This window comes from Streptomyces griseomycini (assembly GCF_014203535.1).
Taxonomy (GTDB): domain Bacteria; phylum Actinomycetota; class Actinomycetes; order Streptomycetales; family Streptomycetaceae; genus Streptomyces; species Streptomyces griseomycini.
The window spans coordinates 1-23,295 of sequence record NZ_JACHJI010000031.1 but is presented as its reverse complement, the minus strand read 5'-3'; the positions used below and the strand labels follow the sequence as shown (position 1 = coordinate 23,295).

Here is a 23,295-nt window from a genome sequence, read left to right as displayed (position 1 = left end):
CGTACCTCTTGCGTTGTGCTACCACACTACAAAGGCACAGTGACACTCCGCACGTACAGCAAAGGGAGCGGCCCCCTTGTCCCGGGAACCGCTCCCTTCACGGCGTCTTACTTGGCGCCCGCCGCACCACGGCGGATGCCGAGGCGGTCGACCAGCGCACGGAAGCGCTGGATGTCCTTCTTGGCGAGGTACTGCAGCAGCCGGCGGCGCTGACCGACCAGGATCAGCAGACCACGGCGGGAGTGGTGGTCGTGCTTGTGGGTCTTGAGGTGCTCCGTCAGGTCGGAGATCCGACGGGAGAGCAGAGCGACCTGGACCTCGGGGGAGCCGGTGTCACCCTCCTTGGTACCGAACTCGGAGATGATCTGCTTCTTCGTGGCGGCGTCGAGCGACACGCGTACTCCTCATGGTCTGAACACATGGCCACCGAGTGCCCCCGGTCTTCGCCTCGGGGGATCTTCCATGACTCGGAAGGCGGGGATCCGCTGAGCGCGGCCTCCAGAGCGGGCGCTCCGGGGGTGCGTACACAAACGGCCGTCACTCAGCGTACCAGGCGCTGACGGGCTCTTTCACCCCGGTCCGCCGAACCGCCCAGGTCGGGGGGAGGAGACCACTAGGGTGAGCGCTCGGACCGTTCGTACGTCGGGAAGGGGTCGCTGCGGTATGGCGGAGACGGCTGAGGAGATCAGGGCGCGCAAGGAGCGGGAGAAGGACGAGCTCTACGCCCTCGACATCTCCGGCGTCGAGTGGCACAGCGCGCCGGGCACCGAGGAGCACGAGGAGCGGGTCGAGATCGCCCATCTGCCCGGCGGCGCCGTGGCCATGCGGTCCTCCCTCGACCCTGACACCGTGCTGCGGTACACGGAGGCGGAATGGCGGGCCTTCGTCCTGGGCGCGCGGGACGGGGAGTTCGACCTGGAGCCGGCACCGGGTGACGGAGGGGCGGTTCCGGCCTCCGAGTGAGGAGGGGCGTGGCGCGCGGCGGGTTCCGCCGTGCCGCGTCCCGTCGTGTCGACGAGGACCTCCGGGAACGGGCGGTACGCGCGCGTGCCGCCCGTCGGCCTGTCCGCCGACCGCCGGTCCGACCGTCAACCGGTGGGCGCCCCGGGCCCGTTGGCGGATTTCCCACGTCTGACGGAATGGCCGGCCCTTCCGTTGACCGCTGTGCGGGTGTTGAGCGGGTTTGCCCCTTGCGTTGTGAATCCGTACGGCTCTTGACCGCGTTGCGCGAGGACGAGCGGCGGGTACTGAGGGATGGGCGGGGCTGACGGGGCAGGGCTACTGGTGATTAGGGTGGTACCCGGCGCGACGCCAGAAACCGGGAACCGGGCAGCGGCGTCCTACGGGGAGGGCCGGTTCGGACGACTTCGTCTCCTTTTCGGACACGTCGGACGACGAGAAATGGTCGCCCCAGCACGGCACAAGGGTGCTCGACCACACCAGGAGGAACTGTGAGCAGCGATCGGGACGGGACGCGCGGGGGCTGGGCGACACCCGGCGATGACCAGCCCGACGCGGAGTCCGCCGTCGAGACGACGGGCGAGTTCACCATCGACTACGCGCCGCCGGCCTGGTACACGCAGAACGCTTCGGGGGGTTCGGGGTCGGGGACGTCCTCCTCGTCGGCCCCTTCCGGCTCCTCGTCTCCTTCCCCCTCCGCTCCTTCCTCTTCCTCCCCCTCGGCCCCGGCCTCGCCCCCTGCCGCTCCGCCGTCTTCCCCGGGATCCATTCCGCCGTTGCCCGGACTGACTCCGCCGCCGCACGCGGTCGGCGCCGCCGGCCCCTCCTCCGTGCCGGCACCGGCGCCGGGGGCGCCTTTCACGCCTCCCGCACCCGCGCCTGCCCCCGGCGCCCCCTTCACGCCCCCGGCGCCCATGCCGGGCGCGCCCTTCACTCCGCCCGCGCCGCCTGCCGGGGGGCCCGTGGCGGTACCCAAGCTTCCGGTGGGGAGCGGGTTCGAACCGCAGCAGCCGCAGAGGGGCGAGGAGCGTGGCGAGGCGCCCGCGCCCTCACCGGCGGGGGATTCGGGTCCCGCGTCCCCTTCGGCCGTGCCGAGCATGCCGGTCGGCGGGTTCCAGTCGCAGTGGTCGGCCCCCGCTTCCTCCGACTCCCCGGCGGATCCGACCGATTCCGCGGCCGAGGAGAGGGATGAGTCCGGCAGCGGGGACCTCGAGAGCGGCGCCACCATTCGGTTCTCCGCCGCCGCGCTGAAGCGGGAGATCGAGGAGCGGGAGGCCGAGGCCCGGACGCCGTCCGAGCCGGCCGACGACGACCGTGACGAGGCCGGTGCCGCGGAGGACTCGGGAGAGGCTTCCGGCACCGCCGGCCTTCCCGAAGCTCCCGAAGCTCCCGACGCCCCCGGCCTTCCCGATGTCCCGCACGCGTCCGACGAGGACCGTCCCGGCGCTGCCGCTTCCTCCGGGAACGCCGACGCCGAGGACGACGAGGTCGAGGACGACGAGGCCGAGGACGAAGAGGACGGGGACGACGAGGCCGAGGAGAACGAGGCCGAAGGGGAAGGGGCCGAGGGGAACGAGGACACCGGGACGTCCGTGACCGACGCGGAAGACGCCCCCGCGTCGACGGCCCCGGAGGCCGAGCCCGAGGACGCGGTGCCCGCGGACGTGGTGCCCGCGGACGACGTACCGGCGGCGGCCGTCGAGCCCGAGGACGCCGAGCCGGTGGACGACGCCGAGCCCTCCGACGCGGTCCCCGCCGGGGTCTCCCAGGACAGCCCGCCCCAGGACGCCGTCCCGGCCGCGTCCGACGCCCCGCCCGCCTGGACCCCTCCGGCGCCGCAGGGAATGCCCCCGGCACCGCCCGCGTTCCCCGCCGCCCCGGCGCCCGCGAGCCAGTGGCCCGCACAGCCGCAGCAGCAGCCGCAGGTGCCGGCACAGCCGACGGGCGCCCAGGTGCCCGCCCAGCCGCAGCCGGCGGCGGCCCAGGAGCAGCCGGTCGTCCCTGCCCAGCAGCCGCCGTTCCAGCCGCAGGCGCCGCAGCCCGCGCCCGCCGCCTGGAACGCACCGGAGGCACAGACACCGCCGCACCAGGTGCCCGCCCAGCCCGCACAACAGCCCGCCCCGCAGGCCGGGTACGGCTTCCCGCCCCCCGGTGCTCCCCACCCGGCAGCCCAGCAGCCCCCTGTCCAGCAGCCCGCGCCCGCACCCGCTCCGCAGGCCGGATACGGCTTCCCGCCCGCCGGTCCCGCCCCGGCCCCGACTCCCCCGGCCCAGCCCGGCGGTTACGGCTTCCCCCAGCAGCCGCCCGTGCAGCAGGGGCAGCCGCAGCCGCCCGTCGCGCCCCGGCAGCAGCCGCAGCAGCCCGGTGTGCCGCCGCAGGCACAGCCGGACGCGCAGGCCCCGCAGGGTGTTCCCGCGCAGGCCTTCGCCCCCCAGCCGCAGCCCCCGCACGCCGGTCAGCCGCCGCAGCAGCAGCCCGTCGATCCGCGTGCCGGGGCCGCCTGGCCGCAGCCGATGCAGCACGACCAGCGGCAGCCGACCAACCCCGGTGCGGCGCCGCTCGGTTACACCGCGGCCGTGGAGCTGTCGTCGGACCGGCTGCTCAACAGCAAGAGGCAGAAGGCGAAGAGCACCCGCCCCGCGGCCGGCGGATCGCGGTTCAAGCTGGGCGGCAAGAAGGAGGAGGCCGAGCGGCAGCGGAAGCTGGAGCTGATCCGCACGCCGGTGCTGTCCTGCTACCGCATCGCCGTCATCAGCCTCAAGGGCGGTGTCGGCAAGACGACCACGACCACCGCGCTCGGTGCCACCCTCGCCAGTGAGCGGCAGGACAAGATCCTCGCGATCGACGCCAACCCGGACGCCGGTACGCTCGGCCGCCGCGTGCGGCGCGAGACCGGGGCCACCATCCGCGACCTCGTCCAGGCGATCCCGTACCTCAACTCCTACATGGACATCCGGCGGTTCACGTCACAGGCGCCCTCCGGTCTGGAGATCATCGCCAACGACGTCGACCCGGCCGTCTCGACGACCTTCAACGACGAGGACTACCGGCGGGCCATCGACGTCCTGGGCAAGCAGTACCCGATCATCCTGACCGACTCCGGTACGGGTCTGCTCTACAGCGCCATGCGCGGGGTGCTGGACCTCGCCGACCAGCTCATCATCATCTCCACGCCGTCCGTGGACGGTGCGAGCAGCGCCAGTACGACGCTGGACTGGCTGTCGGCGCACGGGTACGCGGATCTCGTCTCGCGGTCCCTCACCGTCATCTCCGGTGTGCGCGAGACCGGCAAGATGATCAAGGTCGAGGACATCGTGGCGCACTTCGAGACCCGGTGCCGTGGCGTGATCGTCGTACCGTTCGACGAGCACTTGGCGGCCGGTGCGGAGGTCGACCTCGACATGATGCGGCCGAAGGTGCGGGAGGCGTACTTCACCCTCGCGGCGATGGTCGCCGAGGACTTCGTCCGCCACCAGCAGTCGCACGGCCTGTGGACCTCCGACGGCAACCCTCCGCCGGTCGCCGCCCCGCCGCTGCCGGGACAGCCCGTCCCGGGACAGCCCATGCCGGGACAGCCGCCCGTCCCCGGTCAGCCCGTCCCGGGCCATCACGTCCCCGGCCAGCCGGGCCCGTACCCGCAGCAGCCCCAGCCCCAGCCCCAGCCCGGCCAGCCGTACGCCCAGCCGGGGCAGCCTCCGGTCCAGCCCGGCCAGGGATATCCGCAGGTTCCGGGCCAGGGATATCCGCAGCCCGGTCAGCCGCCGCAGCCGCCGCAGCCGCCCGGCTACGGCTACCCCCAGCCCGGTCAGCAACCGCCCGCACACCAGTAAGTCGGGGCACCGGCGCGTCCGTTCACCCGGCCCGGCCTCTTCCGAGGGGCCGGGCCGGGACCGGGCCCCGGAGATCCCGTGGAAACGACGCGCCCAGGTGGCATGCCACCTGGGCGCGTGTGCGGAGGGACCGGCCGTCCTTCAGGACTTCTCGGCCGCGGCCACCAGTTCCTTGCAGCGCTCGACGTCCCGCGCCATCTGTTCCAGCAACGCCTCGAGCGTGTCGAACTTCGCCTGCCCGCGGACGAAGGCCAGGAAGTCGACGGCGACGTGCAGGCCGTACAGGTCGAGGCCGACGCGGTCGATGGCGTAGGCCTCGACCGTGCGCTCGGTGCCGTCGAACTGGGGGTTGGTGCCGACGGAGATGGCGGCCGGCATGGCCTCGCCCTGGGCGTGCAGCCAGCCGGCGTAGACGCCGTCGGCGGGGATCGCGGTGTGCGGGAGGGTCTCGACGTTGGCGGTGGGGAAACCCATCTCGCGGCCGCGCTGGGCCCCGCGGACGACCACGCCCTCCACGCGGTGCGGGCGGCCGAGGATCTCGGCGGCGCCGTCGACGTCGCCCTCGGCGACCAGGCGGCGGGTGAGGGTGGAGGAGAACGGCTCGCCGCCGCCCGCCTCGCCGGTCACGTACAGGTCGACGACCTCGACCTCGAAGTCGTAGGTCCGGCCCTGCTCGGCGAGGAAGTCCACGGTGCCCGCGGCCTTGTGGCCGAAGCGGAAGTTGGGGCCCTCGACGACCGCCTTGGCGTGCAGCTTGTCCACCAGGACCTTGACCACGAAGTCGGCCGCGGACAGCCTGGAGAACTCGGTGGTGAAGGGAAGGATCAGGACCGCGTCCACCCCCAGCTCGGCCATGAGTTCGGCACGCCGGTGGTGCGGGGCGAGCAGCGGGGGGTGGCTGCCGGGGCGGACGACCTCGCTGGGGTGCGGGTCGAAGGTGACGACGACCGCGGGGACGCCCAGTTCGCGGGCGCGGTCCACGGCATGCCGGATGATCAGCTGGTGCCCGCGGTGGACTCCGTCGTAGGAGCCGATGGTGACGACGCTGCGCCCCCAGTCCTGGGGGATGTCCTCCAAGCCACGCCAGCGCTGCACTGTGCCTGCTCCTTGTCGAAACCTCGTCGTACCCGAGTCCGTGGACTTGCCAGGACTTCTCCTGCGCAGGTCTAAGGGTGCCATGCCGCGTGTCCGTGGCCCGCATCGGCATGGGGCTGTGACCGGCTGCACGCGCGGCCCCTGGTCCGGGCCGGGCTCAGACGGGGACGCCCACGTCCGCCAGGTTCTCGATCGTCCGGCGGGTGCCCGGCCCCACGACCGCGGCCCACTCCCGCGGGGCGTCCGCCAGCCAGCCGGCCACGGCGGCGGCGAAGCCCGGCACGCGGTGGGCCAGGTCGGTCAGGCCGCGGTCGAAGCGGGCAGCGCCCTCCGGGGTGCGGACGAGGAGCAGACCGGTGCGGTGGACGAGGACGCGCAGCTCGGGGCCGGTGTTCCGGGCGGCGGCCCGCAGCACCGCGTCCAGGACGCCGGGGTCGGTCTCGCGGGTGAGCAGAACGTCCAGCAGTTCGCGGCGCAGGGGCCGGGAGGCCGGTGTCCCCGGTGCGGCGAGGACACCGGCGAGGGCCGTCCGCAGCGCTTCCGGGCCGCCGCCCAGCAGGCCGGTGAGCAGGGGGCGGAGGACGGCACGGGCGGCCGGTGCCGTCCCCCGGTCCAGGCGCCGGTCGGCGTACGCGGCCACGTGTCCCGCGAGTTCCGGTCGCCGTTCCACCGCCTCCCGCACGAGTGCGGCGACCGGCCGGGCCAGTCCCGGGGTGGTGGCGTCGGCGAGGGCGCGGAACGTCCCGCCCGGGTCCGCCGCCCCTTCCAGCCGCGCCCGGAAGGCGTCGAGCACGGGTTCCGGATGGGTTCCGAGGGCGTCGGTCAGCGCGCTCGGCGGAACGTGGGGGTCGCCGGCCGCGAAGTGCTCCAGGGCCCGTGCGAGGTGCCGGTCCCTGCTGTCGGGGTCGCGGACGAGGAGGGCGAGCGCGCCGCCGTGCAGACCGCGGCCGGCGGCGTCGGCCAGCAGGGCGAGCGCCGCGTGGCGCAGCAGGGTGCGGTCGCCGTCGCCGCGGGCGTACGGCGCGACGCGCAGCCCGTACGTCAGCGCCGCGGCCCGGCGCGCGGGTCGCTCGTCCCGCGCCCACCGGTCGACGGCCCGGCACACCGCCGAGGGCTCCTCCTCGGCCAGCACGGTGAGCAGCTGGTCGGCCCGCCGGTGCGCGCTGTCGGCGAGCGCCTCCGTCAGCGCGTCCGGGGCCGCGTGCCGGTGGGTGTGCAGCAGTGCCTGCGCCGCGGTCGCCACGGTGGCGTGCGGAGTGGCGGGCAGCGGTCGCTCGTCCTCGAACCAGCGGACGAGGTACGGGAGCACGGTGACGGGGTCGGCGGCGAGCAGGCGGCCGGTGGCGGCGAGGAAGCGGGGGCCGCTCTCGCAGGGCGGGCCGTCGGCGTGGACGAGCCGGCGCAGCAGCGCGCACCGCGCCTCCAGGGGCAGCGGGAGCCCGGTCCAGAAGGCGGGACCCAGTTCCCGGGGCACCGGCCGCCGCTGTTCGCGCCACGCCACGATCCGGTCGGCCAGCATCCGCAGCACGCCCGTGTACGGCGTCGCGTCGGGCACGCGCGCCAGGCTCCCGGTGAGCAGCCGGGCGGCCCACCAGGAGCCGGGGTCGGCGTCCAGGGCGTGCACGAGGTCCGCCAGCCGCGAGGCGAGGGGGCCGCTGCCGTGCTGGCGGGCGAGGAGCAGCAGGGCCTGGACGACGGGTCCGATGCGGTGGCGCGGCACGGGGGCGGGGTCGCGGCCGGGGTCCGGTGGGGTACGGCGGTGGGGGACCAGGGCGCGCAGGGCCTCGTCGAGGTCGAGGTGGACGCCGTGGATCCAGTCGGCGAACTCCTCGTGCGCGAACCGGTAGCCGGTGCCGGCCGGGACGAGGAGGCCCTCGGCGAGCACGGCGGCGGCCCAGCCGGTGGTGCCGCCGAGCCGGTCCGGGGCGGGCCCCGGCGGGAACACCTCCTCGAACGCCTCCCGGTCCAGCTCGCCCCGCCCGGCGCCGAGACTGCGCCGGGCGGCCTCGTGCACCTGCCCGGAGACCCGGGCGGCCAGCCGGCGCACGGCGGTGCCGCGCAACCCGTTCCCGGCGGCGAGGCGGACGGCGATCCGCAGGCACATCAGGTCCAGGTGGGCCGAGAACACGGCGTCGCGGTCCACGGGCACGTCGGGGGCGTCGGCGGGGTCGGCGAGGGCGGCCCGGACCTCCGCGAGCATCCGGAGCGTCAGCGGGTGCCGGGCGTCGGCCAGGACGCCCTCGGGGATGCCGTAGCGGGCGCGCGCCTGCCGGGCCTCCTCGGGGGGGAGGTCGCCCAGGCCCAGGCACGGGGGGAGCCCGTCGGAGCGGGGGGCGGGGGCGTGCAGCCGATCCGCCGGGAACCCCGCTCCCGCGTCCTCCCAGTACTCCGCGCGGCACGCCAGCACCAGCCGGGCCCCCGCCGTCCGCAGCCACCGCGTCGTCCCGTCGGTCCACTCGGCGAGACGGCGGGCCAGACCGGGCGGCATCTCCTCGGGGCCGTCGAGGAGGAGCAGCAGGGGGCGGCCGGCCGTGCGGGCGAGCCGGGCCAGGCGTTCCGGTCCGGTGTCGCCGAGGTCGTCCGGGGCGGCCGGGAAGGGGATGCGGGTGGCGGCCACGGCGCGGGCGGCCCGGTCCAGCGCCCGGCGGGCGGCGTCCGCGACCGAGTCGTCGTCGCCGCGCAGATCGGCGCCGCGCAGCCACAGGGTGGGCCGCCCGGCGCGGTGGCGGCGGGCTGCGAGCGCCGCGAGCTGCGTCGTGCGGCCGCTGCCGGGCGGTCCGACGAGGCCCAGCACGGCGGCGTCCGCCCGCTCGAACGCGGCGAACTCCGCGGCGATGCCGGCCCGTTCGACCGGTTCCACGACCGCGTCCGCGCCGGGTCCCGCGGCGGGGACCGGCCCCGGCCCGTCCTGCCGCACCGAGGTGGCCGTGAGCTCCAGTACGCCGGCGAGGTTGAGGTCGGCGCCGTAGGCCGGGACCGTCGCCGCGTTCTCGGCGAGCAGTTCGGCGAGCGGGTCCTCGGCGACGGTGGCGCCGCCCGCTCCGGTGACGTCGGGAGCCCGGGGAGGCAGGGGCACGGCGAAGCCGGAGTCGCGGCTCTGCGACCGGAGCGCGGTGCCGAGGACGCCGAGGACGGCTCCGGTGGTGGCGTCGAGCACGGGGCCGCCGGCCGCGCCGCCGCCGAGGCGCAGCGCGTCGCGGCCCGCGGTGCCGATCGCCAGTTCCAGGGCGCCGCCGAGGGAGTGGAAGCGGTCGGTGGCGGTGTAGGTGACGGCGCTCGTGCCCAGCACCCGTGCCTCGCGCCAGCATCCGGCGGCGATCCGCACGTAGGCACCGGTCTCGACGCCCTCCCGCGCCGTGACCGGCAGCGGGGCGACGCCGAGCCCCTCGCTGCGGACGAGGGCCAGGTCGAGCGCGGGCAGCGCGGTCACCGCGTCGGCGGTCACGACGCAGCGGCGGCCTCCCGGGGCGTGCAGCACGAGGCGGGGAAGACCGTCGACGGCCTCGTGGCTGGTGATCACCGTGCCGTGGTGGTCGGCCACGAAGCCGGTGCCGCGCGGGCGGCCGGCGAGGTCGTGGATGCGCACCAGGACGTCGTCGGCGGGGTCCGGGCCGCCGCGGAGGTCCGGGGGGTCGTCTGGGATGTCCCGCCCGTGACGGGACCGGTTCCGCGACGTCATCGTCGAGTCCTCCGCCGTGCATCCGTGCCTTGCGTCCGACGGTAGGGGCGGAATGATCAGTGGGACAGGTCGCTGAGCGAACGCGCCCCCTTCCGCTCCCCCGGTTCACTCCGAGCGCCTGCACGTACGGGTGAACGGGCGGGGACGGATGGATACACCCTAGGGGTGGGGGAACAGAGGGGGACCGTGGAGCGGCGGCATGTCCATCCCCGTGGCGCCGCTCCACGGGCGGGGCCGACGGCCGGTCAGACGAAGACGGCCAGGCTCCTGGCCTTGCCCTTCTGCTGCTCGACGAGGGCGAGGAACCGGCCCTCGGGGTCGAAGACGGCCACGGGGCCGGAGCCCGCGTACTCGTTCGGCATCTCCAGCCGCACGCCGTTGGTGAGCAGCCGGGCCCGCCGGGCGTCGACGTCCCAGCGCGGGAACGCCGCGGCGGCGGCCTCGGCGATCGGCATCACGACCAGCTCCTGCTGGTGCCGGTCGAGCGTGCGGGCCGCGTCCAGCTTGTACGGGCCGACCCGGGTGCGGCGCAGCGCGGTGAGGTGCCCGCCCACGCCGAGGTCGGCGCCCAGGTCGCGGGCGAGGGCGCGGATGTAGGTGCCGGAGGAGCAGACGACGGAGACCACCAGGTCGAGCACGGCGGTGCCGTCGTCGGCGACGGCCTCCCGCACGTCGTGCACGGAGAACGAGGAGACGGTGACCGGCCGGGCCGGGATGTCGAACTCCTCGCCCTCCCGGGCGCGCTTGTAGGAGCGCACGCCGTTGATCTTGATGGCGCTGACCCTGGACGGCACCTGCATGATGTCGCCGGTGAGCTTGGCGATGCCGGCGTCGATCTGCTCGCGGGTGACGCGGGAGGCGTCGGCGGAGGAGCTGATCTCCCCCTCGGCGTCGTCGGTGACCGTGTTCTGCCCGAGCCTGATGGTGCCCAGGTACTCCTTCTCGGTCAGCGCGAGGTGACCGAGGAGCTTGGTCGCCTTCTCGACGCCGAGGACGAGGACACCCGTCGCCATCGGGTCGAGGGTGCCGGCGTGGCCGACGCGCCGGGTGCGCGCGATGCCGCGCATCTTGGCGACCACGTCGTGCGAAGTGAAGCCCGACGGCTTGTCGACGATGACGAGGCCGTCGGGCGTGGTGTGCTTCTGGGTCATTCGGCGGTGTCGTCCGTCTCGTCGTCGCCCGGCTTGCGGTACGGGTCGGCGTCCCCGGCGTACGTGGCGCCCGCGGACGCCTCGCGCACCTTCGCGTCGGACTGGCGCGCCTTGTCGAGGAGGTCCTCGATGGTGCGCGCGGTGTCCGGCAGGGCGTCCATGACGAAGGTCAGGGTCGGCGTGAACTTCACGCCCGCCGCCCGGCCCACCTCGGAGCGCAGGATGCCCTTGGCGCTCTCCAGACCGGCCGCCGCGGCCTTGCGCTCCTCGTCGTCCCCGTACACGGTGTAGAAGACGGTCGCCTCCCGCAGGTCACCCGTGACCCGGGTGTCCGTGATGGTGACGTGCGAGCCGAGCCGCGGGTCCTTGATCCCGCGCTGCAGCTTCTGGGCCACCACCTCTCGGATGAGGTCCGCCAGCCTTTTCGCCCGCGCGTTGTCGGCCACTGGTCCGTCTCCCGTTCTTTCCTGATCTGCGTATCGATGAGCTGTGGTCGTCAGGCGTCAGTCGTCCTCGCCGTGGAAGCGCCGCCTGACGGACAGCAGCTCCACTTCGGGGCGCCCGGCGACCAGCCGCTCGCAGCGGTCCAGCACGTCGCTCAGGTGCCCCGCGTCACCGGACACCATGGCCAGGCCGATGATCGCCCTGCGGTGGAGGTTCATGTGATCCACCTCGGCCGCGCTCACCGCGTACTTGCGCTGGAGCTCGGCGACGATGGGGCGGACGACGGAGCGCTTCTCCTTCAGCGACCGTACGTCGCCGAGGAGGAGGTCGAAGGACAGCGTCCCCACATACATGTGTGCAACCGGTTCACCCGCCGGTACGGGATCGGTGGCCCCGCCATCCGTACGGGCAGGGACATCAGAACCGTACAACGAAGGGGCGCGCCGATCGACGCATATTGCGCCCCGCGGGCTCCGGGCCCGGTCCGCCGGGGCCCCGGACACGCGGACCGGCCGGCGGGACCGAGGCCCCGCCGGCCGGCATGCACCGTGGGGTGTTACGCCCGCGGCTTCTCGCGCATCTCGTACGTCGCGATGACGTCGTCGACCTTGATGTCGTTGAAGTTTCCGAGGTTGATACCGCCCTCGAAGCCTTCGCGGATCTCGGTGACGTCGTCCTTGAAGCGACGCAGACCCTCGATGGTGAGGTTCTCCGCGACCACCTTGCCGTCGCGGATGAGGCGGGCCTTGGTGTTCCGCTTGACCTCGCCGGAGCGGATGATGACACCCGCGATGTTGCCCAGCTTGGACGACTTGAAGACCTCGCGGATCTCCGCCGTGCCGAGCTCGACCTCCTCGTACTCCGGCTTGAGCATGCCCTTGAGGGCCGCCTCGATCTCCTCGATCGCCTGGTAGATGACCGAGTAGTAGCGGACGTCCACGCCTTCGCGCTCGGCCATCTGCTGTGCCCGCCCGGCGGCGCGCACGTTGAAGCCGATCACGATGGCGTCCGAGCCCATCGCCAGGTCGATGTCGGACTCCGTGACCGCACCGACGCCGCGGTGCAGGACGCGGATGTCGACCTCTTCGCCGACGTCCAGCTGGAGCAGGGAGGACTCGAGGGCCTCGACGGAACCGGAAGCGTCACCCTTGATGATCAGGTTCAGCTGCTGGACCTCGCCGGCCTTGAGCACCTTGTCCAGGTCCTCCAGCGACACGCGGCGCGTGCGCTTGGCGAACGCGGCGTTGCGCTCACGGGCGGCGCGCTTCTCGGCGATCTGACGGGCCGTGCGGTCCTCGTCGACGACGATGAAGTTGTCGCCCGCACCCGGGACGTTGGTGAGGCCCAGGACCTGCACCGGCGTCGACGGGCCGGCCTCGGCGACGTTGTTGCCGTTGTCGTCGAGCATGGCGCGCACGCGGCCGTAGGCGTCGCCCACCACCATCGTGTCGCCGACCCGCAGCGTGCCCCGCTGGACCAGGACGGTCGCCACGGCACCGCGGCCGCGGTCGAGCCGGGACTCGATCGAGATGCCCTGCGCGTCCTGCTTCGGGTTGGCCCGCAGGTCGAGCGAGGCGTCCGCGGTGAGGATGACGGCCTCGAGGAGGCTGTCGATGTGCAGACCCTGCTTGGCGGAGATGTCGACGAACATCGTGTCGCCGCCGTACTCCTCGGCCACCAGGCCGTACTCGGTCAGCTGACCGCGCACCTTGGTCGGGTCCGCGCCCTCGACGTCGATCTTGTTGACCGCGACGACGATCGGCACGTCGGCCGCCTTGGCGTGGTTGAGCGCCTCGACCGTCTGCGGCATGACGCCGTCGTTGGCCGCGACGACCAGGATCGCGATGTCGGTCGACTTCGCACCGCGGGCACGCATGGCGGTGAACGCCTCGTGACCCGGGGTGTCGATGAAGGTGATCTTGCGATCCTCTTCGTTGACCTCGGTCGTGACCTGGTAGGCACCGATGTGCTGAGTGATGCCGCCGGCCTCGCCCGCGATGACGTTCGTCTTGCGGATGGCGTCGAGGAGGCGGGTCTTGCCGTGGTCGACGTGACCCATGACGGTGACCACCGGCGGGCGGACCACCAGGTCCTCCTCGGAGCCCTCGTCCTCGCCGAACTCCAGGTCGAAGGACTCGAGCAGCTCGCGGTCCTCCTCCTCCGGGCTGACGATCTGAACGGTGTAGTTCATCTCGTCGGCGAGGAGCTGGAGCGTCTCGTCGGAGACGGACTGGGTCGCGGTGACCATCTCGCCGAGGTTCATCATGACCGCGACGAGCGACGCCGGGTTGGCGTTGATCTTCTCCGCGAAGTCGGTGAGCGAGGCACCGCGCGACAGGCGAATGGTCTCGCCGTTGCCGCGGGGCAGCATCACGCCGCCGACCGACGGGGCCTGCATGGCCTCGTACTCCTGGCGCCTCTGCCGCTTCGACTTGCGGCCGCGGCGCGCGGGACCGCCGGGACGGCCGAAGGCGCCCTGCGTGCCACCACGGCCACCGGGGCCGCCGGGACGACCGCCGAAGCCGGGACGGCCACCGCCGCCGGCGAAGCCACCGCCGCCGCCGGGACGACCGGCGAAGCCGCCGCCGCCACCACCGGGACGACCGGCACCGCCACCGCCGCCGGGACGGCCGGCGAAGCCGCCGCCGGGACGACCGGCACCGCCGGGACGACCCGCACCGCCCGGACCGCGGCCGCCGGGGCCGGGACGCGGGCCGGCAGCGGGACGCTGCGGCATCATGCCGGGGTTCGGGCGCGGACCGCCGGGACGGGGGCCGCCGCCCTGCGGACGCGGCATCGAGCCCGGGGTCGGACGCGGACCGCCCGGAGCCTGCGGACGCGGACCGCCGCCGCCCTGGCCACCGGGGGCCTGCGGACGCGGACCGGCGCCGGGGGCACCGGGACCGGGACGCGCGCCCTGCGGGCGGGGCGCCTGCGGACGGGCCATGCCGGTGGAGCCACCGGAGGTGAAGGGGTTGTTGCCGGGGCGCGGACCGGCCGGGCGAGCGCCCGGACGCGGAGCGCCGCCACCGGAACGCTGACCCTGACCGGCCGGACGACCCTGGCCGCCCTGGCCCTGGCCGGGAGCGGCGGGACGGCCGCCCGGCTTGGGGGCACCGGGACGCGCGCCGGGCTTCGGGCCGGACGGCGCCGGGGCCGCCGCCGCGGGCGGGGCCTGGAACTCCGGGGCCGCCGGGGCCGGACGCGGCGCGGGCCGCGGACCCGGCGTCGGACGCGGACCGGCGGCCGGCGCGGGCGCCGACGGAGCCGCGGGCGGCTGGGCCGCGGCGGGCTTGGGTGCGGCCGGCGGCTTCGGGGCAGCCGGACGCGCCGCCTGCGCCGGGGAGGGCGCGGCGGGCTTGGGGGCCGCCTTCCGGGGGGCGCCGGGCTTCGCGGCGGACTTGCCGTTGCCCCCGCCCTGCTGGAAGGCGTCGGTCAGCTTGCGTACTACGGGCGCTTCGATGGTCGAAGACGCCGAACGGACGAATTCACCGAGTTCCTGGAGCTTGGCCATGACGACCTTGCTCTCCACACCGAACTCCTTGGCGAGTTCGTAGACCCGGACCTTAGCCACTTCGCTCCTTTGAGGTCCGGGTTGCGTCCGGACCGTCGCTAGTTCATGGGCGTACTCATCGCGTACTCATCGAGTGCTCATCGCAATCTCGACCTGCTTTCGACTCGCGAGGTACCAGACCGCACGGGGGCTTCCGTGCGGCACGTTTTCCTTACCGTGCTGCTGCCAGTCGCTGTCAGCAACCTTGTGCCTGCTCGACGTAGCGGCGCAACGCCTTTACGTCGAGCGGTCCCGGAACGCGCAGCGCCCGTGGGAACGCCCTGCGGCGCACCGCCTGGTCGAGACAGACCAGGGCGGGGTGTACGTAGGCGCCCCGGCCGGGCAGCGTACCGCGAGGGTCGGGGACGCACGCGTCCTCGACCGCCACGATCCGCAGCAGCTCGCTCTTGACCGCTCGCTCCCGGCATCCCACACAGGTGCGCTCAGGGCATGCGCGGGTACGTGTCCGGTCAGACACTCCTCAGTCTACCTCCCCGGACCGACCTCACCCCTTCGGGGCAAGGATCGAACGCATGCCGCGTACGAACCTGTCGTGTTCTCAGCGGCCTGCGGCTCGGATCTATTCCCCGGCCTGCTCGGTGTCCGGCCGGATGTCGATGCGCCAGCCGGTCAGGCGGGCGGCGAGGCGGGCGTTCTGCCCCTCCTTGCCGATCGCCAGGGACAGCTGGTAGTCCGGCACGATCACCCGGGCGGACCGGGCCGCCATGTCCACGACCTCCACCTTGGAGACGCGGGCCGGCGACAGCGCGTTCGCCACCATCTCGGCCGGGTCGTCGGACCAGTCGACGATGTCGATCTTCTCGCCGTTCAGCTCGCCCATGACGTTGCGCACCCGGCCGCCCATGGGGCCGATGCAGGCGCCCTTGGCGTTGAGCCCGGAGCGGGTGGACCGGACGGCGATCTTCGTGCGGTGACCGGCCTCACGGGCGATCGCGGCGATCTCCACGGAGCCGTCGGCGATCTCCGGCACCTCGAGGGCGAACAGCTTCTTCACCAGGTTGGGGTGCGTGCGCGAGAGGGTCACGGAGGGACCGCGGACGCCCTTGGCCACCCGGACGACGTACGACCGCAGCCGCATGCCGTGCGGGTAGCTCTCGCCCGGGACCTGCTCCTGCGCCGGCAGGATGGCCTCCAGCTTGCCGATGTCGACCAGCACGTTCTTCGGGTCGCGGCCCTGCTGGACCACGCCGGTGACGATGTCGCCCTCGCGGCCGGCGTACTCGCCGAGCGTCGCGTCGTCCTCGGCGTCGCGCAGGCGCTGCAGGATGACCTGCTTGGCCGTGGTGGCGGCGATGCGGCCGAAGCCGGACGGGGTGTCGTCGAACTCGCGGGGCTCCTGGCCCTCCTCGAGGTCCTCGGGGTCCTCCTTCGCCCACACGGTCACATGTCCGGTCTCCCGGTTGAGCTCCACGCGCGCGTGCCGGCGGCTTCCCTCGGTGCGGTGGTAGGCGATGAGGAGGGCCGATTCGATCGCCTCGACCAGCAGGTCGAAGGAGATCTCCTTCTCCCGTACCAAGCCCCGCAGGGCACTCATGTCGATGTCCACGGCTACGCCTCCTCTTCCTTCTCGTCGTCCTTCTTGTCGGACGCGTCGTCCTTGCGGTTGAACTCGACCTGGACGCGCGCCCTGGTGATGTCGTCGAAGGCGAGTCTGCGCGCGGTGGCCTTGCGGCCCTTCACCCCGGGCACCTCGAGGTCGAGACCGTCGTCGTCGACGTCGAGGATCCTCGCGACCAGTTCGCCGCCCTCGGCCAGCTGGAACCGCACCAGGCGGCCCGTGGCGCGCACGTAGTGCCGGTGCTCGGTGAGGAGGCGCTCCGCACCCGGGGTGCCCACCTCGAGGGTGTACTCCCCGCTGCCCATCGCGTCCGTCTCGTCGAGCTTCGCCGAGAGCACGCGGCTCACATCGGCGATCCGGTCCAGGTCCGCACCGGTGTCGGAGTCGACGACGACGCGCAGCACACGCCTGCGGCCGACCGAGTCCACGGCGATCTCCTCGAGATCGAGGCCCTGTGAGCTGACGAGCGGTTCCAGAAGTGTTCGAAGCCTCTCGCTCTGGGTGGTGCTCATCCGGGTGACTCCTCGGCCGCGTGTGCTGTTGTGGGACGGTGCGCGTGTCTGGTCAAAGGGTATCCGGTCGCGGAGGGTGTTGCCGTCCACCCGGTCACGGAGGGTGCCGCTGAGCGCCACCGGGCGGGTGCCCGGGTACCGTGATCACGGGCCAGCGGCCCTTTGTCTCCGTCGCCACGTTCGTACGAGCCCCCGAGGACGTCTGCCGTGCCGTTCCCCCCGTCTCCGCGCGCCCGTTCGGGGCCGCGCAGAAGGAGCCTGCTCGCCGTCGCCCCGGCGGCCCTGCTGGTGGCGGGCTGTTCCGCCGAGTCCGAGAAGCCCGGAGCCACCGGCGGCAGCCGGCCCTCGGCCGCCGACCGGACACGCGCGCGTGCGGCCCGGGACAGCCGGGAACTGGCCGAGCGGTACGACGCGGTCATCGCCGCGCACCCGAAGCTGGCCCAGCGGCTGGCTCCGTTGCGTGCGGAGGTCGTCCGGCACGCGAAGGCGTTCGGCGGTACGGTGCCGGCGCCCTCCGGAACGGCACCCTCCGCCTCTCCCCCGGTCCTCGCCGTGCCCGCGAAGGAGAAGGAGGCCCTGGCCGAACTCGCCGCCGCCGAGCGGGAGACCGCCGACCGGCGGACGGAGGCGCTGCTGGACGCGCCGGACGAGCTGGCCCGGCTGCTGGCCTCGGTGGCGGCGGCCGGCGCGGCGCACGTGTACCTGCTGACGGAGGCACGACGGTGAACGAGGCGCGCGAGGCGGAGGACCGGGAGCTGCGGGCCCTCCAGGCGGCCCTGGCCGCGGAGCACGCGGCGGTGTACGGCTACGGGGTCGTCGGGGGGCGGATCGGCAAGGAGCGGCGCACGGAGGCGCGTACGGCCCACGACGCGCACCGGGCGCGCAGGGACGCGCTGGTGCGCGAGGTGAGGGACGCGGGCGGCGAGCCCGTCGCCGCGGCGGCGGGGTACGCGCTGCCGTTCCCGGTGCCGGACGCGGCGGCGGCGGTCCGGCTCGCCGCGGAACTGGAGGACCGGGTGGCCGGGGTGTACGCCGACCTGGTGCGCGCCGGCCGGGGTGAGCGGCGCCGGGCGGCCGCCGAGGCGATGCGGGAGGCCGCGGTGCGGTCGGTGCGCTGGAGCGGCGAGAGCGTAGCCTTCCCTGGGCTCGCCGAGCGGGCCGACACGGCCACGGGGACTCCGGCGCCGACGGCGTGACGGGGCGGCCGGCACCGCGTACAGCACGAAGGGAACGACTCGGCATGGTTTTCGAACCGCCGCAGCGTCTGGTGAGGGCGCTCGGTGAGGCGGCGCCGAACGGGGACGACTGGCTGGAGCGGCTGCCCGAGCTGGTGCGGCAGGCCGTCGCCCTGCGCGAGTTGACGGTGGATCGGGTGCAGGTGCCCGGAGGGCGCAGCAGTCTGGTCGTGCTGGTGCGGACGGCCGACGGCACGCCCGCCGTGCTGAAGCTGGCCCCGCGCCGGGCCCGTCCGGAGAGCGAGCGGGCCGCGCTGGCCCACTGGGGCGGCCGGGGAGCGGTGCGGCTGCTGGAACCTCCTCCGGGTCCTCGGCTCCGCTCGAACGGGGAGGGACCCCCGCCCACCGAGGGCGTACTGCTGCTGGAGCGGCTGCATCCGGACGTGTCGGTGCGGTCGTTGCCGGAGGCGAGGGCGCTGCTGGAGGCGGCGGAGACGCTGCGCAGGCTGTGGGTGGAACCGCCGCAGGACCACGCCTTCGAGACCGTCGCCGAGCGGACCGGGCGGCAGGCCGAGGCGATGCGGGCGCGTGCGGCGACCGACCCGGAGGTGGCTCCGCTGGTGGAGGCGGCGCTGGCGGCCCGCGAGGAGCTGCTGGCCGCGCCGCCCGAGCACCGGCTGCTGCACGGCACGTTCCGGCAGAGCAAGGTGCTCTCCGGGGAGCGGCTGCCGTGGCTGGCGGTGGGCCCGGACCCGGTGGTCGGCGAGCACGCCTTCGACCTGGCCCGGCTGGTCCGCGACCGCGTGGAGGACCTCATCGCCCAGCCCTCCGGCGCGACGACGACCCGCCGCCGGGTGAAGCGCCTCGCGGAGTCCCTGGAGGTCGACCGGGAGCGCCTGCGCGGCTGGACCCTGTTCCGCGCGGTGGAGTCGGGGGTACGGGCCCGCCGGGTCGGCCGCGAGCAGGACGCGGAGCTGCTGCTGGAGTTCGCGGGCTGGCTCTAGGCGTGCGGTTCGGACAGGTCGGCTGGGGGTCGGCCACCGTCCGGCCGGGATCGGTTCCCTTCCGCCGGTCACGCTTCCCCGCCGCGGTCCGTCAGGGCGGTGACAGCGGGGTGGGAACCGAAGGGGACGGCGGGGAAGCGCGTTCGATCACGGCGGAGGTCCCGGCGGTGCCGCGGATGCCCGAGGACCCCGCACGGCTCGTCCCCGGGCCGGCGGAGGTGTCGGCGGCGCTGTTCAAGGCCGCCGGCGACGGTTCGGCACCGCGCTCCGCGGTCGGCCCGGTCCGGCCGGGCAGGCGGAGGAGCGGATCGCCTCGGTGGCGTCCCGGCGGGACCCGCGGTGCTTCACCGGTGCCGGGCGTGCCGCGCCGGCCCTGGTGGAAGCCGTGCTCCGGCCGTCCGCGGACGGCGAGGGGGTCTCCGACGCCCTGTGCGCGCAGGCGGCCGAGCACTGCGCGTCCAAGGCGCTCGCCACCCTGATGTCCGCGATCGGCCGGTCCGACTCCTTCACCCCCGTCGCGCTCGTCGCCGAGCCGGTGTCCGGCCGGTCGTTCACCGGCCCGTGGAAGTGAGACCGCCCGGGTGGGGCTCGACGGCCCGCCCCGGGCCCGTGCGGTCGGTGGTCCGCACGGGCCCGGGACGCCGTTGCGCCGTTACGCCGTTACGCCGTTACGCCGTGAGGCGGGCGACGGCCTCGTCGACCGTGAGTTCCTCGCGCTCGCCCGTGCGGCGGTCCTTGAGCTCCACGATGCCCTCGGCCGCGCGGCGGCCGGCGACCAGGATCCGCGGGACGCCGATCAGCTCCGAGTCGGTGAACTTCACGCCCGGGGAGACGCCGGGGCGGTCGTCGACCAGGACGCGGACACCCGCCGCGGACAGCTTCTCGGAGACGTCGAGGGCGAGCTCGGTCTGGAGGGCCTTGCCCGCGGCGACCACGTGGACGTCGGCCGGGGCGACCTCCTGCGGCCAGCACAGGCCCTTGTCGTCGGCGGTCTGCTCGGCGAGGGCCGCCACCGCGCGGGAGACGCCGATGCCGTAGGAGCCCATGGTGACGCGGACGGGCTTGCCGTTCTGGCCGAGGACGTCGAGCTTGAGGGCGTCGGTGTACTTGCGGCCCAGCTGGAAGATGTGGCCGATCTCGATGGCGCGGTCGAGCTTGAGGCCGGTGCCGCACTTGGGGCAGGGGTCGCCCTCCCGCACCACCACGACGTCCACGTACGCGTCGACCTCGAAGTCGCGCCCGGCGACCACGTTCTTCGCGTGCGTGTCGGCCTTGTTGGCGCCCGTGATCCAGGCGGTGCCCGGCGCGACGCGCGGGTCGGCGATGTACGTCACCTTGTCCAGGCCCTGCGGGCCGACGTAGCCGCGGACCAGGTCGGGGCGGGCGACGAAGTCCGCCTCGGTGACCAGTTCCACCGCGGCCGGGGCGAAGTGCGCCTCGACCTTGTCCATGTCGACCTCGCGGTCACCGGGCACGCCCACGGCGACGATCTCGCCGTCCACCTTGACCAGCAGGTTCTTCAGCGTGGCCGAGGCCTCCACGCCGAGCTGGGCGGCGAGGGTCTCGATGGTCGGGGTGTCGGGCGTGGGGATGTCCTCGGCGGCCGGGACGCCGGAGGCGTCGACCGGCTTCAGCTCGTACGAGATCGCCTCGGTGTTCGCGGCGAAGTCGCAGTTGGGGCAGTCCGCGAAGGTGTCCTCGCCGGCCTCGGCGGGGGCGAGGAACTCCTCGGACCTGGAGCCGCCCATGGCGCCGGCGGTCGCCGCGCAGATGCGGTAGTCGAGGCCGAGGCGCTCGAACACCTTCTGGTAGGCCTGGCGGTGCAGGGCGTAGGACTTCGCCAGGCCCTCGTCCTCCAGGTCGAAGGAGTAGGAGTCCTTCATCAGGAACTCGCGGCCGCGCAGGATGCCGGCCCGCGGGCGGGCCTCGTCCCGGAACTTGGACTGGATCTGGTAGAGGATCACCGGCAGGTCCTTGTACGAGGACGCCTGGTCCTTCACCATCAGGGTGAAGATCTCCTCGTGGGTGGGGCCGAGGAGGTAGTCGCCGCCCTTGCGGTCCTGGAGGCGGAACAGCTCGGGGCCGTACTCGTCCCAGCGGCCGGTCGCCTCGTAGGGCTCACGCGGCAGCAGGGCGGGCAGCAGCACCTCCTGGGCGCCGATGGCGTCCATCTCCTCGCGGACGATGCGCTCGACGTTGGCGAGGACCTTCTTGCCGAGGGGCAGCCACGTCCAGATACCGGCGGCGGTGCGGCGCACGTACCCGGCGCGGACGAGCAGCTTGTGGCTGAGGACCTCGGCGTCCGCCGGGTCGTCGCGCAGCGTCTTCGCCATCAACTGGGACATGCGCTGGACCGGTGCGTTCGCCATGGTTCTCGTACTCCTGCTGCGTCTGGGTGATGACAGGAGGTTAGCCGGGCGGGACGGGGCGGCGGAAATCGGTTATGGGCGAAGGAGTGGCAGGGGGGCGCCCATCACGGCGTACGGCTTGGGGGCGCTGGGGAAGTGGACCTGCCGGGCGAGGTCCCGGTAGCCGAGGGAGCGGTACAGGCGGCGGGCGGGGCTCTCGACGTCGATGGCGGAGAGGATCGAGCGGGGTTCGTCGGCGCCGTCGGTGATCGTGGTGATCAGGGCGCGGCCGATGCCGCGTTTCTGGTGGCGCGGGTGGACGTGCAGCTCGGTGATGACGAAGGAGTCGTCGAGCCAGTCGTCGTTGCCCTGGGCGCGCAGGTAGGGCTCGACGACGGTGGACCACCAGTGGGCGCGGTCGTTGGGCATGCCGTAGACGAAGCCGACCAGGCGGCCCTTGGTGGTGGCGCCGAAGGCCCTGGCGCCCGGGAAGGTCATGTGGCGCAGCACGATCTGCCGTCGTACGGCCACCTCGTCCGGGCCGAGCCCGAAGGCCGCCGCCTGGACCGCGAGCGCCGCGTCGACGTGGGCGGCGAGGTCGAGGGGGCCGATCACGATGTCGTCGGGGTGGGAGCGGCCGTGACCGGGAAAGCGCAGCATGCCGGGGAGACTACAGGGGGTTCCCGCGGGTCAGAACGGCGTCCCGGGCCGGTGCGGGGACCGCGGCGCCCGGTGTGCGACGCCCGGCGGCCGTCGGCGCGTGCTCAGAACAGCACGCTCATGAAGGCGCCGACCTCCTGGAAGCCCACCCTCCGGTACGTCCTGCGGGCGGGGGTGTTGAAGTCGTTGACGTAGAGGCTCACCACGGGGGCGACGTCCGCCAGGGCGTAGCGGAGAACGGCCGCCATGCCGGGGGCCGCGACGCCCGTGCCCCGGTGCTCGGGGGCCACCCAGACGCCCTGGATCTGGCAGGCGCGGTCCGTCGCGGCGCCGATCTCGGCCTTGAAGACGACCTTGCCGTCGGCGTCGAAGCGGGCGAAGGAGCGGCCCGAGCCGACGAGTTCGGCGACCCGGGCCTGGTAGAGCAGGCCGCCGTCGCCGGCCAGCGGGGAGACGCCGACCTCCTCGGTGAACATCGCCACGCACGCCGGCATGATCGCCTCCATCTCGTCCTTGCGGACGCGGCGCACGTAGGGGTCCGGGGTGACGGCGTCGGGCATGCGGTCGGCGACCATGAGGGGCTGACGGGAGCGGACCTCGCGGGCCGGGCCCCACTGGGGTTCGAGCAGCCGCCACAGTTCGGCGGTGGGGCCGGCCGGCCCGACTATGGAGGAGCAGCGGCGGCCCGCCCGGCGGGCGCGGTCGGCGAAGGCCCGGACGGCCCTCGGGGTGGCGCAGATGGGGACCAGGTTGGCGCCGGCGTAGCACAGGGACGTCAGCGCGCCGCCCTCGTACCAGCCCCACATCTCGCCGCCGAGCCGCCACGGGTCCAGGCCCGCGACCCGTACCCGAGCGGTCACGAAGGCGTTCGCCACCGGCTCGCGGTCGAGCACGGCGAGTGCGGCGTCCAGGTCGCTCGGTTCGAGGACCCGGGATGTGGTCTGCGTCAACACGTGCGGGGCCTCACACACTGGGGTCTGCTGATTTCCGCACTGTACCTGCGGAACTTGTGCGGCGCCGCATCGTCGGGTGCCGGTGCTGTGGAGGGCACCCTCGGTCTGCGCACCGTCCCCGGGGGCTGCCGCCCCCGGGCCCCCGCTTCGGCCCTGGGCGGGCCTCGTCCTCCGACGCCGGACGGGCCGGATGACGCCGCCCGGCGTCGGACAGCCGCGTCAGCCCGCGACCGAGACCTCCGGCTCTCCGGAGGCGACGCCGTCCTTCTCCATCTGCTCGGCGAGCTTCATCGCCTCTTCGATCAGCGTCTCGACGATCCTGGACTCGGGAACGGTCTTGATGACCTCGCCC

At 74.1% G+C, this 23,295-nt stretch carries 19 protein-coding genes and 1 pseudogene; 6 read left to right on the top strand and 14 right to left on the bottom strand.

Annotated elements, in window-relative coordinates:
• Positions 1-107 precede the first annotated feature (107 nt).
• Positions 108-395 carry a 30S ribosomal protein S15 gene (gene rpsO / locus FHS37_RS37420; protein ID WP_004982702.1) on the bottom strand — a complete coding sequence of 96 codons (288 nt, stop codon included), beginning with the start codon at positions 393-395 and terminating at the stop codon, positions 108-110.
• Positions 396-663: 268 nt separating this feature from the next.
• Here rpsO and FHS37_RS37415 point away from each other — a divergent pair, with 268 nt between their 5' ends.
• Both FHS37_RS37415 and FHS37_RS37410 read left to right on the top strand, forming a co-directional pair.
• Positions 664-963: a DUF397 domain-containing protein gene (locus FHS37_RS37415; protein WP_184829580.1), complete on the top strand. Its 300-nt coding sequence runs from the start codon at positions 664-666 to the stop codon at positions 961-963.
• A 488-nt stretch (positions 964-1,451) separates the two neighbouring features.
• The gene (locus tag FHS37_RS37410; protein ID WP_184829578.1) at positions 1,452-4,790 is read left to right on the top strand and encodes an SCO5717 family growth-regulating ATPase; all 3,339 of its coding nucleotides are present in this window, start codon (positions 1,452-1,454) and stop codon (positions 4,788-4,790) included.
• A gap of 141 nt (positions 4,791-4,931) precedes the next feature.
• Here FHS37_RS37410 and FHS37_RS37405 read toward each other — a convergent pair whose 3' ends face one another.
• From FHS37_RS37405 to rimP, 9 genes are all read right to left on the bottom strand, one after another.
• Entirely contained in the window at positions 4,932-5,885 is a 954-nt protein-coding gene (locus FHS37_RS37405; RefSeq protein ID WP_184829576.1) for a bifunctional riboflavin kinase/FAD synthetase, read from the bottom strand.
• A gap of 157 nt (positions 5,886-6,042) precedes the next feature.
• Positions 6,043-9,564, bottom strand: coding sequence for a trypsin-like peptidase domain-containing protein (locus FHS37_RS37400; protein ID WP_229890265.1), 3,522 nt, complete (start codon positions 9,562-9,564; stop codon positions 6,043-6,045).
• A gap of 245 nt (positions 9,565-9,809) precedes the next feature.
• Positions 9,810-10,715 (bottom strand): tRNA pseudouridine(55) synthase TruB, encoded by a 906-nt coding sequence (truB, locus tag FHS37_RS37395; protein ID WP_184829574.1) that lies wholly within the window; start codon positions 10,713-10,715, stop codon positions 9,810-9,812.
• A complete protein-coding gene (gene rbfA, locus FHS37_RS37390) occupies positions 10,712-11,161 on the bottom strand; it encodes a 30S ribosome-binding factor RbfA (protein ID WP_184829573.1) in 450 nt (149 codons plus the stop codon). Before rbfA ends, truB begins: the two co-directional genes overlap by 4 nt.
• A gap of 57 nt (positions 11,162-11,218) precedes the next feature.
• Positions 11,219-11,512 (bottom strand): DUF503 domain-containing protein, encoded by a 294-nt coding sequence (locus FHS37_RS37385; protein WP_184829571.1) that lies wholly within the window; start codon positions 11,510-11,512, stop codon positions 11,219-11,221.
• A gap of 203 nt (positions 11,513-11,715) precedes the next feature.
• Positions 11,716-14,733 (bottom strand): translation initiation factor IF-2, encoded by a 3,018-nt coding sequence (gene infB / locus FHS37_RS40945; RefSeq protein WP_184829569.1) that lies wholly within the window; start codon positions 14,731-14,733, stop codon positions 11,716-11,718.
• A gap of 175 nt (positions 14,734-14,908) precedes the next feature.
• A complete protein-coding gene (locus FHS37_RS37375) occupies positions 14,909-15,190 on the bottom strand; it encodes a YlxR family protein (protein WP_184829567.1) in 282 nt (93 codons plus the stop codon).
• Positions 15,191-15,292: 102 nt separating this feature from the next.
• Positions 15,293-16,279, bottom strand: coding sequence for a transcription termination factor NusA (gene nusA / locus FHS37_RS37370; protein ID WP_184829565.1), 987 nt, complete (start codon positions 16,277-16,279; stop codon positions 15,293-15,295).
• Between the two features lie 2 nt (positions 16,280-16,281).
• On the bottom strand, positions 16,282-16,803 hold the full coding sequence (rimP, locus tag FHS37_RS37365; RefSeq protein ID WP_184829563.1) for a ribosome maturation factor RimP: 522 nt from the start codon (positions 16,801-16,803) through the stop codon (positions 16,282-16,284).
• A gap of 207 nt (positions 16,804-17,010) precedes the next feature.
• Between rimP and FHS37_RS37360 the strand changes: the two genes are divergently transcribed.
• The 4 genes from FHS37_RS37360 to FHS37_RS40365 all read left to right on the top strand — a co-directional run bounded on the left by FHS37_RS37360 (position 17,011) and on the right by FHS37_RS40365 (position 19,553).
• Positions 17,011-17,529: a hypothetical protein gene (locus FHS37_RS37360; protein ID WP_184829561.1), complete on the top strand. Its 519-nt coding sequence runs from the start codon at positions 17,011-17,013 to the stop codon at positions 17,527-17,529.
• Positions 17,526-17,999, top strand: coding sequence for a ferritin-like domain-containing protein (locus FHS37_RS37355; RefSeq protein ID WP_184829559.1), 474 nt, complete (start codon positions 17,526-17,528; stop codon positions 17,997-17,999). Before FHS37_RS37360 ends, FHS37_RS37355 begins: the two co-directional genes overlap by 4 nt.
• Before the next feature lie 44 nt (positions 18,000-18,043).
• On the top strand, positions 18,044-18,982 hold the full coding sequence (locus FHS37_RS37350; protein WP_184829557.1) for an aminoglycoside phosphotransferase family protein: 939 nt from the start codon (positions 18,044-18,046) through the stop codon (positions 18,980-18,982).
• A gap of 316 nt (positions 18,983-19,298) precedes the next feature.
• Positions 19,299-19,553: a hypothetical protein gene (locus FHS37_RS40365; RefSeq protein WP_229890266.1), complete on the top strand. Its 255-nt coding sequence runs from the start codon at positions 19,299-19,301 to the stop codon at positions 19,551-19,553.
• Between the two features lie 97 nt (positions 19,554-19,650).
• On the opposite strand, the gene FHS37_RS37340 is transcribed toward FHS37_RS40365, so the two are convergent.
• The 4 genes and pseudogenes from FHS37_RS37340 to FHS37_RS37325 form a co-directional block, all read right to left on the bottom strand.
• Positions 19,651-21,351 (bottom strand): proline--tRNA ligase, encoded by a 1,701-nt coding sequence (locus FHS37_RS37340; RefSeq protein ID WP_184829555.1) that lies wholly within the window; start codon positions 21,349-21,351, stop codon positions 19,651-19,653.
• A 72-nt stretch (positions 21,352-21,423) separates the two neighbouring features.
• Positions 21,424-21,990, bottom strand: coding sequence for a GNAT family N-acetyltransferase (locus FHS37_RS37335; protein ID WP_184829553.1), 567 nt, complete (start codon positions 21,988-21,990; stop codon positions 21,424-21,426).
• 104 nt (positions 21,991-22,094) lie between these two features.
• The gene (locus tag FHS37_RS37330) at positions 22,095-22,943 is read right to left on the bottom strand and encodes a GNAT family N-acetyltransferase (RefSeq protein ID WP_184829551.1); all 849 of its coding nucleotides are present in this window, start codon (positions 22,941-22,943) and stop codon (positions 22,095-22,097) included.
• A gap of 219 nt (positions 22,944-23,162) precedes the next feature.
• Positions 23,163-23,295, bottom strand: a pseudogene (locus tag FHS37_RS37325) (flavodoxin-dependent (E)-4-hydroxy-3-methylbut-2-enyl-diphosphate synthase); the annotation flags it as partial.